Annotated in this window: 12 protein-coding genes; 9 read left to right on the top strand and 3 right to left on the bottom strand. The window is 63.5% G+C overall.

What is annotated here, in order from left to right; all coding sequences use genetic code 11:
- Nucleotides 1-349: 349 nt before the first annotated feature.
- Together VSR68_RS05715 and VSR68_RS05710 are read left to right on the top strand one after the other, a co-directional pair.
- Entirely contained in the window at nt 350-619 is a 270-nt protein-coding gene (locus VSR68_RS05715; RefSeq protein WP_342938858.1) for a hypothetical protein, read from the top strand.
- 18 nt (nt 620-637) lie between these two features.
- Complete coding sequence (locus VSR68_RS05710) at nt 638-808, top strand: DUF3331 domain-containing protein (RefSeq protein ID WP_342938857.1); 171 nt, start codon at nt 638-640, stop codon at nt 806-808.
- A gap of 77 nt (nt 809-885) precedes the next feature.
- Here the strand turns inward: VSR68_RS05710 and VSR68_RS05705 are convergent, their stop codons facing one another.
- Together VSR68_RS05705 and VSR68_RS05700 are read right to left on the bottom strand one after the other, a co-directional pair.
- Nucleotides 886-1,209 carry a putative quinol monooxygenase gene (locus VSR68_RS05705; protein WP_342938856.1) on the bottom strand — a complete coding sequence of 108 codons (324 nt, stop codon included), beginning with the start codon at nt 1,207-1,209 and terminating at the stop codon, nt 886-888.
- A 28-nt stretch (nt 1,210-1,237) separates the two neighbouring features.
- Entirely contained in the window at nt 1,238-1,864 is a 627-nt protein-coding gene (locus VSR68_RS05700) for a flavodoxin family protein (protein ID WP_342938855.1), read from the bottom strand.
- 66 nt (nt 1,865-1,930) lie between these two features.
- Between VSR68_RS05700 and VSR68_RS05695 the strand changes: the two genes are divergently transcribed.
- The gene (locus VSR68_RS05695) at nt 1,931-2,653 is read left to right on the top strand and encodes a TetR/AcrR family transcriptional regulator (RefSeq protein ID WP_342938854.1); all 723 of its coding nucleotides are present in this window, start codon (nt 1,931-1,933) and stop codon (nt 2,651-2,653) included.
- Nucleotides 2,654-3,144: 491 nt separating this feature from the next.
- Here the strand turns inward: VSR68_RS05695 and VSR68_RS05690 are convergent, their stop codons facing one another.
- Nucleotides 3,145-4,071, bottom strand: a complete 927-nt coding sequence (locus tag VSR68_RS05690) for a LysR family transcriptional regulator (RefSeq protein ID WP_342938853.1) — start codon at nt 4,069-4,071, stop codon at nt 3,145-3,147.
- Between the two features lie 189 nt (nt 4,072-4,260).
- Between VSR68_RS05690 and VSR68_RS05685 the strand changes: the two genes are divergently transcribed.
- The 6 genes from VSR68_RS05685 to tcuA all read left to right on the top strand — a co-directional run bounded on the left by VSR68_RS05685 (nt 4,261) and on the right by tcuA (nt 12,959).
- Nucleotides 4,261-5,676, top strand: a complete 1,416-nt coding sequence (locus VSR68_RS05685) for an MmgE/PrpD family protein (RefSeq protein WP_342938852.1) — start codon at nt 4,261-4,263, stop codon at nt 5,674-5,676.
- 127 nt (nt 5,677-5,803) lie between these two features.
- Nucleotides 5,804-7,153: an MFS transporter gene (locus VSR68_RS05680; RefSeq protein WP_342938851.1), complete on the top strand. Its 1,350-nt coding sequence runs from the start codon at nt 5,804-5,806 to the stop codon at nt 7,151-7,153.
- Between the two features lie 6 nt (nt 7,154-7,159).
- Entirely contained in the window at nt 7,160-8,560 is a 1,401-nt protein-coding gene (locus tag VSR68_RS05675; protein WP_342938850.1) for an MmgE/PrpD family protein, read from the top strand.
- Nucleotides 8,557-9,951, top strand: coding sequence for an MmgE/PrpD family protein (locus tag VSR68_RS05670; protein WP_342938849.1), 1,395 nt, complete (start codon nt 8,557-8,559; stop codon nt 9,949-9,951). Before VSR68_RS05675 ends, VSR68_RS05670 begins: the two co-directional genes overlap by 4 nt.
- Nucleotides 9,952-10,039: 88 nt before the next feature.
- Complete coding sequence (locus tag VSR68_RS05665; protein ID WP_342938848.1) at nt 10,040-11,437, top strand: MFS transporter; 1,398 nt, start codon at nt 10,040-10,042, stop codon at nt 11,435-11,437.
- Between the two features lie 22 nt (nt 11,438-11,459).
- Nucleotides 11,460-12,959 carry an FAD-dependent tricarballylate dehydrogenase TcuA gene (gene tcuA, locus VSR68_RS05660; protein WP_342938847.1) on the top strand — a complete coding sequence of 500 codons (1,500 nt, stop codon included), beginning with the start codon at nt 11,460-11,462 and terminating at the stop codon, nt 12,957-12,959.
- Nucleotides 12,960-12,977: the final 18 nt, after the last annotated feature.

The following is a 12,977-nucleotide window of genomic DNA, read 5'->3' as shown; positions in this document are numbered from 1 at the left end:
GCAGTCGAACAGGCAGGCAAAGGGATTCATCATTTTTTGCCACAAAGACTGCTTGTATGCATTCGCATCGCGACGTGTCGCAACGATTATGGACTTATCGGTTCAGAAGTAAATGCGAGGGTATCGAAGGAAACGTTCCGGATTATCGAACGTGGTTTCGTGAGAATCGACTTCGTGCGCGGTGCATCAGTCAAGGGCCGCATTCAGCAAGGTTGGCGTTTACATTGTGGACCGAAGGGTTCACAATGCACGCAGAGTTCACTGCATCAATTCGATTCGTATCGATTGTCGAACGACGGTGGTGACTTTTCCTGGTTCAGAGTTTGCAGGTAGAGACGGAGCCGAATGGATGACCAGCCAAGCTGATGACGACATCGTTCGACGCGCGCTAGTCGGCATATTGATGCCGGAGCCCGACACGCTCGAAGCGACGATCGGGGCGCGGTACGTTCCGAGGAAGAAGTTGCGTTCGAGGCGGAGACCATCAAGGCAGGCGTTCAAACCGGTCGATGTCGAACCGCCGCCTTCGCATGTTTCCATTCTCGAACGGCTGTCGTCGAAGTCGCTCAGCGTGTGCTGGAGCGATCCGCGCTCAGGCCACTATGCGGACCAGGTCTGACGAATAGGGCTTGCGCGTGTGGACGCTTTTTGTGTACTGAGCGGCATGCCGATCTGGCGTGGCGATCCGGTGTTTCGGCCTCGGGCGAGTCCGTCCTTCTTTCCGGCGAACCATGACCGGATGATTCTTGCTTCAGTGGTTTCCGACTATCTGCGTTGCGAGCGCGATTTCGGACCTGAACGGCCGTGAGTACGCGAGAGAGATGCTTGCCAGAAGCGGGCTTGCGAAACCGTGCCAGCTTCCGGCTATAGAGCTTCAATAAAAACTTACTTGTCTTTGCGTTCGTAGCCTTTGACAAGATCGAGCCATTCGAACGTCCTCTCGGACTTCAGAAGGCCCTTGAGCTTGCCTTCGTAGTTGACCCGGTACGGCTTCTTCAGATGATGCTCCATGAAGTATTGTGCGCTGCACGCCCAGGTTTCATAAAGCACGAGCGTGTCGGGGTCATCGGCGGATCGATGCAGGTATGTGTTCACGAAATCCGGTTCATTCGACATTTCGTCGAGCACCTTGATGAGGCTCGAGTAAAGTTCTTCGCGTGCCTCGGGCTTGCCGGGCAGATGGACAATGAATGAAATGTTCTGAGTCATGGTGAGGCTCCTGAGTCTGGATGGATCTTTACGCTGCCGCAACGGCAGCGTTCAGCATTGCGCGGCCTGCGGCAAGTTGCGAGGCCACTTCGGCGACGCGGGCGCCGAGAAATTCCGCCGTGCGCAAATCCGCGTCGGGTGGGGTAACGTCGGCGCTCTCATCGGCGTTCGATTGCGCGGCCGCACCAAGGAAAAAGCCGTGCCGGTTCAACGTGTCTTCCGTCGATTGCGAATGATTGTGTCCTGGCGGCAGGCCCAGGTTCACCCAGTGCATCCGATGCTGCGCGGCGAAGATCGCAATCTGCTGAAGTGTGGCCAGTTTGTCGCCGGAACGCGATGCCGCATTGGTGAAACCGGCTGCGACCTTGTCGGCCCATTTGCTTCCCTTTGCAAAGACATTGCGGGACGTCGCGTCCATGAATTTTTTGAATTCTGCAGACGCGCTGCCCATATACGTGGGAGCGCCGAAGATGATTCCGTCCACCTGTTCGAGGATGGACCAATATGCGTCGATATCCTCCACACCGATCAGCAGGCTTTCAGTCCCTTCGACGCTGGCTGCCCCTCGGGCCACCGCTTCTGCGACCTTCTTCGTGTGTCCATAACCGCTGTGGTAGACGACTGCGACACGGGTTCCTTCAAAACCTTGCGACATGATCCGCTCCATGGTTGACGTCACGGCCGGTGACGATTGCGAGAATTATGGACCAGACGGTTTCGAATGTCGTTCGAAGGAACTCACGAGGTCGTGCGGTTTCATCGAACGAGTCCCGAGCTGTTGGCCAGCCGGGCGGTAGCGAGGCAATCCTTCGTTGTAAACCGTTTGGTCTACAATAATGGTCTGTCAGAGGAAACTGAAATGGCACGCCCGCGAGAGTTCGACGAAGATCATGTTCTGGAGAAAGCCCTGCACGTCTTTTGGGAGAAAGGCTACGACGCCGCGTCGCTAGCGGATCTCCAGGATGCAACGGGGCTCACGAAGTCCAGCTTGTACAAGGCGTTCGAAAGCAAGGAGGGACTCTTTCGTCGGGTGGTCGATCGCTACCACGACCACCATCTGGCGTTCCGTGAACATGCGTTGGCGCAGCCGACACCCAGGTTGATCGCCGAATCCCTGCTTGAGGGAATGGTCGTGCTTCACACAGGGAAGAACACGCCGTCAGGATGTCTCGTGACGTTTGCCGCGCTTGCGTGTAGCGCGGATGCGCGCCCGCTGAGCGATGAATTGTCGGAGAGCCGCAATGCTTTCGAGCGGCGTCTGCGCGAGCGCTTCGAGTCAGTGAAGCACGCGGGGCCGCTTCCGGAGGGCATGACCAGTCACGATGCGGCCACTTTCATATCGACGTTTATTCAGGGGCTGGCCGTTCAGGCGAGGGGAGGCGCTACGCGTCGGCAGCTTCGTCAATTGGTGGCGGCCGTGTTGAAAAGCTGGCCCGCGGCCTAGAAAAACGCGGACTAGGAAAACGCGGTCCAGACCTGCTCGGCCGAACATCCGCGGAGTTGCCGAACCAGTAGCGCGCGGCACTTTTCACAACGGTAGTGCTCGATCGCCACTACGCCTTCGCATTCACCGACGCCGATCAGCGTTAGTCCTTCTTCCCTGATCCTGTCAGCGGAGCATCCCTGGAGCGTAGAGCATTCATCGCAAAGTTCCATGACCTGATTGCCGTTTCACGTGAGTCGATCTACTGCGGGACAAGGCCTGCTTGAGTAGGCCTCTTTAATGAGTGCAAACCCGCGAGAAGAAGCGGGCGACTCAGTATTGCGCCAATTTGCCTGTTGCGCAGCAAAAATTATTTGGGGAACCAGACTTAGCGACACAATGCACAGTGTTAGTGCGAAATGTGCTTCATTTCGGTGAGTTTTGCGTGACTCGACGAGCAGAGACTGCGCCCGTTCGAGCGGTGCGCACTCGTGCCCCTTAACCAAACGCAATCACTCGGGCTGCATCCACGCCGGATCAAGCGGCGCCATTCTGCGCAGCGTCAGACGAAAATCGCGCGCGACGGCAGGCAACGTCGCATCGCGTCGGCGGATCAAGCCGATTGTGCGTGCAACCGTCGGCTCGACGAGCGGACGGATCGCGATTCTCGATTGAGGGTCGCGTGGCGCTGCGCAACGCGGAATGATCGAGATGCCGAGTCCGGCTTCGACGAGTCCGAGCGACGTCGTCAGATGCTCGATCTCGATCAGCCGGTCCGGGCGCCAGTCGATGTCGCGCAATGCGGCATCGAGCATCCGGCGATTGCCGCTCGTCGTGCCCGATACGATCAGCGGCCACGGTCTCAGTTCTCGCCACGCGACGTGCTCGCTTTTCGCAAGCGGATGATCGGCGGGGCATGCCAATACATACGGGTCCACCAGCAACTCGTCGATTGCCAGTTCCGGCGTTTCGTTGACGAGAAACGCGATGCCGAATTCCGCGTCGCCATCGGCGACGCGACGCGCGACCGTCGAAAGATCGGCTTCGATCAGCCTCAGCCGCACCTCAGGCCGCTTGCGGTGATAGCTGCCGACGATCTTCGGCAGCAGGAACTTCGCGACAGTGGGAATGCACGCAATCGTCAATTGACCTGCGCGAATGCGCGTGGCCTCGGTGACGAGCTGCAACGACGCGTCGAGTTCGCGCAGCACGCTTTGCGCGCGCGGCAAGAGCAGTTCGCCCGATGACGTGAGCGAGACCGTGCGCGTCGTGCGCTCGAAGAGCATCAGGTCGAGCGCTTCTTCGAGCCGCTTGATGCGTCGCGTCAGCGCAGACGCGGACAGGTTCAGTTCGATCGCCGCATCGTTGAACGACGCGTGCGAAGCGACTGCAACAAAAGCGCGAAGCGCATCGAGATCGACGCCGGGGTAGCGAATCATGGGAGCCTGACGGTGGGCCTGGTTGGGACCGGACTTTGGCGATTCACACACTATCGACTATTGCATGTGAGGCAATAATAATCGCGCCGCACGCAATTCACAAACCCTTGGCGCGTGCGGATACTGGGTGACAGCAAAGCAGCATGCCCGGCTCAAACCCACTACTAGCGCCATTGCGCCTGACACGCGATGAACCAGCACAACGACATCGGCACAAACCCTTATACCGGCGGCGTCGCGGCCTTCGTCGCGGGATTGCGTTACGAAGCGATTCCCGACGAAGTGCGCGCTCGCATCAAGCTGCTGATTCTCGATTCGCTCGGCTGCGCCCTGTTCGGCTCGGGCCTCGAATGGAGCCGCATCCTTTCGGACACGCTCGCGAGTATCGATACGACGCAGGGCTGCAATGTGTGGGGCATGCCGTTGAAACTGTCCGCGCCACATGCGGCGCTCGTCAACGGGACGATGATCCAGAGCTTCGAGCTCGACGACGTTCATCGCGCGGGCGTGCTGCACGTCGGCGCAGTGACGTTGCCCGCCGTGCTCGCCGTTGCCGAGACACTGCCCGCCGACGCGCGCATGAGTGGCCGCGACTTTCTGCGCGCTTGCGTCGCGGGCTATGAAGTAGGGCCGCGCGTCGGCATGTGCATGGGCCCCGAACATATCGCGCAGGGCTGGCATTCGGGCGCGACGGTCGGCGTGTTTTCGGCTGCGGCGGGCGCGGCGGCCGCGTTGCGTCTCGATACCGCGCAGACAGTGCACGCGCTCGGCATCGGCGGCACGCAGTCGGCGGGCCTGATGGCCGCGCAGTTCGGCGCGATGGTCAAGCGCATGCACGCGGGACGCGCCGCGCAAAGCGGACTGTATGGCGCGCTGCTGGCGCGGAACGGCTTCACGGGTATTGTCGATGTGTTCGAGAACCCGTATGGCGGTTTTTGCAGCACATTCTCGCGATCGACGGACCGCTTCGATCTGACGCAACTGATCGACGGCCTCGGCGAGCGCTTCGAGACGATGAACATCGCGCTGAAGTTCTATTCGTGCGTGGGCAGCAATCACACGACGCTCGATGCGATCCGCGCGATGCAGGCGCGTCATCCGTTCGGCGCGAACGACGTGGAGTCGATCGTCGTGCATGGCTCGCGTGTGACGGTCGATCATGTCGGCTGGCGCTACGTGCCGCAGGGGCTGACGTCCGCGCAGTTGAACCTGCCGTACTGCGTCGCGACGCTGTTGCTCGAAGGCGATGTGTTCGTCGACCAGTTCAGCGAAGACAAAGTGGCCGACCCTCAACGCATGGCGCTGGCGGACCGAGTGCAGGTGCTCGAAGACCCGTCGATCACCGCGCTCGGGCGCGGCGCGCGCCATACGGTGAGCGTCGAGGTGATACTGCGCGACGGCGCGCGGCTCGAGGAAACCGTGCAGTCGCAGCGCGGCAGCGAGCACGCATTCGCGAGCGAGGCGGAAATCGTCGGCAAGATGACGAAGCTCGCGGCGCATCGCATCAAAGGCGAGCAGATCCAGCGCATCGTGGACTGGGTCATGCACGCCGAAGAAAAAGCCGACGCAGTAGAACTCGTGCGCTTGCTCGCGTCGCACGGTTAGCGGCGCGAGAACATCACACGCGAGCACATCAAACGCGAGAACATCACGCGCAACACGGCAGGAAAGTAGCAAGGCAGCAATCCAGGCACCAGACAATAGCGGCCCGACGGCCGCAAGGGGACACAGGATGGCCGCAACGCCTCACGATCTGTCGCTACGGGCCTCTCTCGCCGGGCGGCGGGAACGCCTGCGCTCGATTATCGGCGGCAGCGCGGGCAACGTGATCGAGTGGTACGACTTTCTCGCGTACTCGATCTTCTCGATCTACTTCAGCAAGGCATTCTTTCCGGGCGGCAATCAGACGGCGCAATTGCTGAACGCGGCCGCTGTCGCTGCGATCGGCTATGTGGTGCGGCCGCTCGGCAGCTGGGCGATCGGCGCGCTCGCGGACCGGCACGGACGGCGCGTCGCGCTGAGCGTATCGGTGGCGATGATGAGCATCGGCTCGCTGATCATCGCGCTCACGCCGACCTACGCGACGATCGGCGTCGCGGCGCCAGGCGTGCTCATCTGCGCGCGGCTGCTGCAAGGCTTCAGCATGGGCGGCGAGGCGGGCACGAGCGCGACGTATCTCAGCGAGATGGCGCCTGCGGGCCGGCGCGGCTTCTTCGTCGGCTTCGTGCAGGTGACGGTCGTGATGGGTCAGCTCGTGGCCCTTGCGCTGATGCTCCTGCTTCAACGGCTCGTGCTGTCGTCCGCGCAACTCGAAGACTGGGGCTGGCGCATTCCGTTCGCGATCGGCGGCGCGCTCGCGGTATTCGCGCTGTATCTGCGGCGCGGCATCGCGGAAACCGATGCGTTCGAGCGTGCCGATGCGCTCAGGGCGGGCAAGCAGCGCGGCGAAGCCGAGCGCGGCAGTCTCGTTGCGTTGCTGATCCGCCATCGCATGCAGACGCTGTGGACCATCGGCATCAGCATCGGCGGCACGGTCGCGTTCTATACGTTCACGATCTATTTGCAGAAGTACATGGTCAACACGACGGGCTTCAGCCGCAACACGGCGACGCTCATCACCACAGCCGCACTCGTGATCTACATGTGCTTTCAGCCGCTTTATGGACTGCTGTCGGATGCCATCGGCAGGCGTCCTGTCATGCTGATCTTCGGTATCGGCGGCACGTTCTGCACGGTGCCGTTGATGCATGCGCTCGGCACGACGCACAGCGTATGGGCGGCATTCGCGCTGAATCTCGCGGCGCTCGGCATTCTGAGCGGCTTCTCGTCGATACATTGGCTCGTGAAGTCGGAACTCTTTCCCGCGAAGCTGCGCGCGCTCGGCGTCGGTTTGCCGTTTGCGGTGGTGTCGTCGGTGATGGGCGGCACGACCGAATACCTCGCGTTGAAGTTCAAGCACGCGGGTCATGAGTCGTGGTTCTTCTACTACGTGAGCGCGTGCGCAGCCGTATCGCTCGTCACCTATCTGCTGATGCCGGAGACGCGCCATCGCTCCGTCATCGATGAAGAAGCGCGAGGCTAACGGGCCATGCCAGTCACGCAAAGAGACGACACGATGCACGATCCGACGGCGACGGCTGCTCACGCGCTCGCGGACTACGCTCATGGCCTGCGATACGAGGCACTGCCCGCCGATGTCGTGCGGCTCGCGAAGGATTGCCTGATCGATGCGATCGGCGCGGCCGTCTATGGTCATGAAGTGGCCGCGGGCGAAGCGGTGCGCCGCTATCTCGCGGATGCGGCGCCTGGACCGTGCGCCGTCCCCGGCATCGCCGATGCGCGCTATGGCGCCGAAGCGGCGGCCTTCGCGGGCGGCGTGCTCGTGCATGCCGCCGAGCTCGACAGTCTGCGGCAGCCCGGCGTGGGTGTTCATCCTGGCGCAGTGCTCGTGCCGCCCGCGCTGGCCGTCGCGCAGATATCGGGCGCATCGGGGCGCGACGTGCTGAGCGCGCTCGTGGCGGGCATCGAAGTGCTGTTCCGGATCGGCGCGGCGACGAAGCATTCAGCGGAAGCGCGCGGATTCCACGCGCCGGGCCTGACAGGCCCGTTCGGCGCGGCGATCGTCGCCGGCAAGCTGATGGGCGTCGACAGCGATGTGCTGCGGCGCGCGCTCGGCATCGCGGGCTCGCTCGGCGGTGGACTGCTCGAATTCGCGAAGGCAGGCGACGGCGGCCTCGTCAAGCGCGTGCATCTGGGGCGCGCGGCGCAGGCGGGCATCGTCGCCGTGCAACTGGCGCGTGCCGGTTTCGACGGCCCGTCGAGCGTACTCGAAGGGCGCTACGGTTTTCTGCACGCGTATTGCGAGCGCTCCGACGTAGCGCTGCTGACGGATGGTCTCGGCACGCGCTACGAAACGCAGACGCTCTGCCTGAAGCGCTACGCGTGCCATATCGTCGCGCACACGCCCGTGTACTCGGCGCAGCGTCTGCGTGCCGCGCACGATATCGACGTCCGTCGCATCGCGTCGATTCACGTCGAAGGCGCGGCGCGGCTCGCCGCGAATCACGACATCAAGTCGCCGGCCGATTCGACGCTCGCGCAGTACAGCGTGCCGTACTGCGTCGCCGGAGCGCTGCTGCACGACGCCGACGACCCCGCGACGTTCGGCAAGCGGCTACTCGACGATCCCGCCGTCGGCGAACTCGCGCAGCGCGTGAGCGTCGTCGCAACCGATGCGCAAGGGCTGTCGACGACGACGCGCATCACGCTCGACAACGGCACGTGCTACGAAGAAGCGCACGCGGATTTTCCGGGCTGCCCGAGTTCGCCGCTTTCGCGCGAGCAGTTGCGCGCGAAATTCATGCGGATGACGCGCACGCTCGACAGTGCGGCCGCGCCGCTGTTCGACCGCCTCGACCGCATTGAAGAGGAAGCGGACCTTCACTGGCTCGACGCCGCAGCGTCACGGCTGCAAGGAGCACACGCATGACGATCGCCCGATGGCTCGGCGAGAGGATCGCCGCATTCCGTTTCGAAGACCTGCCGCCCGAGGCGCTGCGCTGGGCGCGCATCGCCATCGTCGATACCGTCGGCGTGACGCTTGCGGGCGCGAGCGAGCCCTGCACGCGTTTCGCGCATGCGGTCGCGTCGCCGTCTGCGGGTGATGCGCTGGTGTTCGGACGACGCGAGCGCATGAAGCCATCCGATGCGGCGTTCGTCAACGGCACGGCCGCGCATGCGCTCGACTTCGACGATTGCAGCAACACGCTCGGCGGCCATCCGTCGGCGCCCATTCTGCCGGCGCTCTTTGCGCTGGCTGAACACGTTCATGCAAGCGGCCGTGAGTTCGTGAGCGCGTATGTCGCCGGCTTCGAAACGCAAGCGCGTCTCGCGCACGCGGTGAACTTCCATCACTACGACAAGGGCTGGCATCCGACCGCGACGCTCGGCGTATTCGGCGCCTGCGCGGCCACGTCGCGTCTGATGCGGCTCGACGCGTCGCAAACGGCGACGGCGCTGTCGATCGCTGCGTCGTTCGCGTCGGGCGTGAAGGCGAACTTCGGCACGATGACGAAGCCGCTGCATGTCGGTCACGCGTCGCGCAACGGACTCGTTGCAGCGCAGCTCGCGCGCGAAGGCTTCACGGCCGGCGACGAGGCGTTCGAGCATCGCCAGGGCTTCTTCAATGTCTACAACGGCGCGGGCAACTACGATGCCGAAGCGGCGATGCGCGCGTGGGCCGATCCGCTCGATATCGTCGAGCCGGGCATCGCGATCAAGCAATACCCGTGCTGCGGCAGCACGCATCCTGCCATCGACGCGATGCTGATGCTCGTCGCCGAGCACGGCTTGACGCCGGAGAAAGTCGAGCGCGTGATCTCGCGCACGCATCCGCGCCGCTTGCAGCATACGAACCGTCCGCAGCCGAAGAGCGCGCTCGACGCGAAGTTCAGCGTGCAGTACTGCGTTGCCAGAGCGCTCGCGCAAGGCCGCGTCGTGCTGTCCGATTTCGAAGGCGATGCGTATGCGAACGCATCGATCCAGGCCGTGATGAAGAAAGTGACGGCCGAGCCCGATCCGCTCGCGGACCAGCAGCCCGATCATTTCGGCGCGGAAGTGGTCGTCGAGTTGCGCGATGGACGCCGTGTGTCGAAGCGCGTCGCGCGCGCGGCGGGGCGCACGTCGGCGAATCCGCTGCCGGACGCGCGTATCGAGACGAAGTTTCTGGATTGCGCTTCGCACGCGCTGACGACAGATGCGAGCGCGCGTGCGCTCGCTGCGCTGTGGCAGGTCGAGCGACTCGAAGATATCGCCGGTTTCACTGCGCAGATGGAGGCCGGCTTGAAGCCTGATTTAAAGCCCGATTTGAAGCCCGGTTGAAGCACGCCAGCGGATGAGCAACGCACCGTCCCGCAGACCCGATAGCAAATCGCGCGGCCACGAACGCGCGGATTCGAAGGAGACAGGCATGAACGATTCACTCGTCGCCGCGCGCGTCGACCGTTTGCCGAACTCGCGGATGCATCGCGAATGGATGCTGCTGTTTGCGATCCCGCTGTTTTTCGACAGCTGCGACATCAACACGTTTGCTTCCGCTGCGCCCGCGCTGATCCGGCATTGGCATATCGCGATCAACGAAATCGCGCTGATCACGTCCGCGAGCTTTATCGGCATGTTCTTCGGCGCGACGTTGGGTGGGATGCTGTCTGACCGCATGGGACGCCGGCGCTCGCTGACGGTGTTCGTGCTGATTTCGTCGCTCGGCTCGCTCGCGACCGCGCTCGTGCCGGGCGTTCCCTGGCTGTTCGCGGCGCGCGTGGTGACGGGCTTCGGCATTTCCGCGGGCATGGTGACGGTGATGACGTACATCGCCGAGTTGTTTCCGGCGAGGTCGCGCGGCACGTGGCAATCGTGGGCGATGGTGATCAACCTTTGCGCGATTCCGTTGACGAATCTCGTCGCGCGGCTCGTCGTGCCGTTCGGTCCGGACGGCTGGCGCTGGGTGTTCGTATGGGGCGCGCTCGGCATCGTGTTTCCGCTGATCGTGCGGCGCTTGCCCGAATCGCCGCGCTGGAGCGCTCGCGTCGGCCGCTTCGACGACGCCGAAGCAGCAATCGCCGCAATGGAAGCGCGCGTGACGGCCGAAGGGCATGCGCTCTCATCGCCTGCCGTCGTCGCGCGTGCGCCCGAAGCGCGCGAGCCGTGGACCGCGATGTTCAACAGCCTCTACCGCCGCCGCACGCTCACGCTGTGCGCGATCTGGCTGCTGCAGACGATCGGCTTCTACGGTTTCGAAGCGTGGGTGCCGACGCTGCTCGTGCATCACGGCATCACGGTCGCGCGCAGTCTCACGTACTTCACGCTGATCAACGTCGGCGCGCCGCTGGGTGCGTTGATTGCAGTCGCGTTCGCGGATCGTTTCGAGCGCAAGCATCTGATCGCGCTCGTCGCGTTTTTGATCGCGTGCTTTGGCTTGCTGTACGGGCTGAGCTTCCAGCCGGTTCTGATCGTCACGTTCGGTTTCGCGGTCGGCATGTTGACGCAGACCTTCGCGACGCTCCTGTACTCGTACACGCCCGAGCAGTTTCCGACGGGCGTGCGCAACAGCGCGACGGGCCTGACGTATGGCGCGGGCCGCGTTGCCAACGTGGCGAACGCCTTCGTGATCGCGGCGATCTACACCAGCTACGGCTATGTGACGGTGTTCATGTACATCGCAGGCGCGTGGGCGCTCACCGCGCTGATCACATTGGTGTTCGGTCCGCGCACGACGGGCCGCAGCCTCGAAACGCTGAGCCCCGCCGTCGATCCGAACGCAACGGGCGATGCGTCGCTGCAGCCGCTTGCCGACTATCCACGCCGCTGACTACGCACTGGAGACTTGACTGATGACTCTCGACGAACTCAACGATATCGACGTACTCGTGATCGGCGCCGGCAATGCCGCCGCGAATGCGGCACTGGCCGCGCGCGAAGGCGGCGCGCGCCGCGTCGCGATGCTCGAAAGCGCGCCCGAAAATGCGCGTGGCGGCAACTCGGCATTCACGGGCGGCGCGTTCCGTTTCGTCTACGAGTCGGTCGACGACTTGCTGAAGCTCGCGCCCGACATTGCCGAACTCGATCTGCCGAACATCGATTTCGGCACCTATACGCGCGAGCAGTATTTCGATGACGTGGGCCGCCTGACCGAATATCGCGCCGACCCTGACCTGACGGAAGTGCTGATCGGCAACAGCTATGAAGCCGCGCTGTGGCTCAAGCGGCACGGCGTGCGCTTTCAGCCGGCGCTCGGACGCCAGGCGTTTCGCGTCGAAGGCAAGTTTCGTTTCTGGGGCGGCCTTGCGTGCCATATCCTCGGCGGCGGCACGCATCTCGTCGAAACGCTGCACGACGCGCTCAAGCGCGCGGAAGTCGGCGTCGTCTATCAGACGCAGGCGACGGGGCTGCTGTATGGCGACGGTCGCATCGAAGGCGTGCGTGCGTTGCATCGCGGACGTCCCGTCGAAATTCGCGCGAAGGCTGTCGTGCTCGCGTGCGGCGGCTTCGAATCGAACCCGGAGATGCGCGCCCGCTATCTCGGTCCGAACTGGGATCTCGCGAAAGTGCGCGGCACGCGCTACAACACGGGCTGGGGTCATCGGATGGCGATGGAGGTCGGCGCGGCCGTGACGGGTCACTGGTCCGGCGCGCACGCCGTGCAGTGGGACATGAATGCGCCCGAGTATGGCGACCTGACGATCGGCGATCGCTTCCAGAAGCACAACTATCCGTTCGGGATTCTGGTGAACGCAAAGGGCGAGCGCTTCCTCGACGAAGGGCTCGACTTTCACAGCTTCACGTACGCGAAGTACGGCCACGAAGTGCTTCGCCAGCCGGGCCTGTTCGCATGGCAGATCTTCGATCAGAAAGTGGTGAAGCTGTTGCGCGACGAATACCGCATTGCGCGCATCACGAAGGAAACGGCGAATACGCTCGAAGAACTCGCGCAGAAGCTGACGGGTGTCGACCCCGAAGGTTTTCTGCGCACGGTGCGCGCGTACAACGCCGCCGAGCGTCCCGACGTGTCGTTCAATCCGAACGTGCACGACGGCTTGCGCACGCGCGGGCTCGCGATCGACAAGACCAACTGGGCGAACCGGCTCGATACGCCGCCTTACGAAGCATATGGCGTGACGGCGGGCGTGACCTTCACGTTCGGCGGGCTGCGGGTATCGACGGATGCGGAAGTGCTCGACGTGTCGGGTGCGCCGATTCCGGGGCTTTACGCGGCGGGCGAAATCGTCGGCGGTCTTTACTATCACAACTACGGCAGCGGCACGGGACTGGTCGCGGGCGTCGTGTTCGGCAGGCTCGCGGGCGAAGGCGCGGCGCGCCTCGTCGCTCGCTGATCGCTGCATAGCGGAGGG

Origin of the sequence: Paraburkholderia phymatum (assembly GCF_038900715.1) — a bacterium.
Classification (GTDB): Bacteria; Pseudomonadota; Gammaproteobacteria; order Burkholderiales; family Burkholderiaceae; genus Paraburkholderia; species Paraburkholderia phymatum_A.
The sequence above is the reverse complement of the archived record's forward strand: the minus strand, read 5'-3'. Positions and strand labels throughout refer to the sequence as shown.

Excerpts from the sequence above, each read along its gene's own strand:
- VSR68_RS05715 (WP_342938858.1), top strand. The coding sequence starts at position 350 with ATGACCAGCCAAGCTGATGACGACATCGTTCGACGCGCGCTAGTCGGC.
- VSR68_RS05705 (WP_342938856.1), bottom strand. The coding sequence starts at position 1,209 with ATGACTCAGAACATTTCATTCATTGTCCATCTGCCCGGCAAGCCCGAG.
- VSR68_RS05700 (WP_342938855.1), bottom strand. The coding sequence starts at position 1,864 with ATGTCGCAAGGTTTTGAAGGAACCCGTGTCGCAGTCGTCTACCACAGC.
- VSR68_RS05695 (WP_342938854.1), top strand. The coding sequence starts at position 1,931 with ATGTCGTTCGAAGGAACTCACGAGGTCGTGCGGTTTCATCGAACGAGT.
- VSR68_RS05690 (WP_342938853.1), bottom strand. The coding sequence starts at position 4,071 with ATGATTCGCTACCCCGGCGTCGATCTCGATGCGCTTCGCGCTTTTGTT.
- VSR68_RS05685 (WP_342938852.1), top strand. The coding sequence starts at position 4,261 with ATGAACCAGCACAACGACATCGGCACAAACCCTTATACCGGCGGCGTC.
- VSR68_RS05680 (WP_342938851.1), top strand. The coding sequence starts at position 5,804 with ATGGCCGCAACGCCTCACGATCTGTCGCTACGGGCCTCTCTCGCCGGG.
- VSR68_RS05675 (WP_342938850.1), top strand. The coding sequence starts at position 7,160 with ATGCCAGTCACGCAAAGAGACGACACGATGCACGATCCGACGGCGACG.
- VSR68_RS05670 (WP_342938849.1), top strand. The coding sequence starts at position 8,557 with ATGACGATCGCCCGATGGCTCGGCGAGAGGATCGCCGCATTCCGTTTC.
- VSR68_RS05665 (WP_342938848.1), top strand. The coding sequence starts at position 10,040 with ATGAACGATTCACTCGTCGCCGCGCGCGTCGACCGTTTGCCGAACTCG.
- tcuA (WP_342938847.1), top strand. The coding sequence starts at position 11,460 with ATGACTCTCGACGAACTCAACGATATCGACGTACTCGTGATCGGCGCC.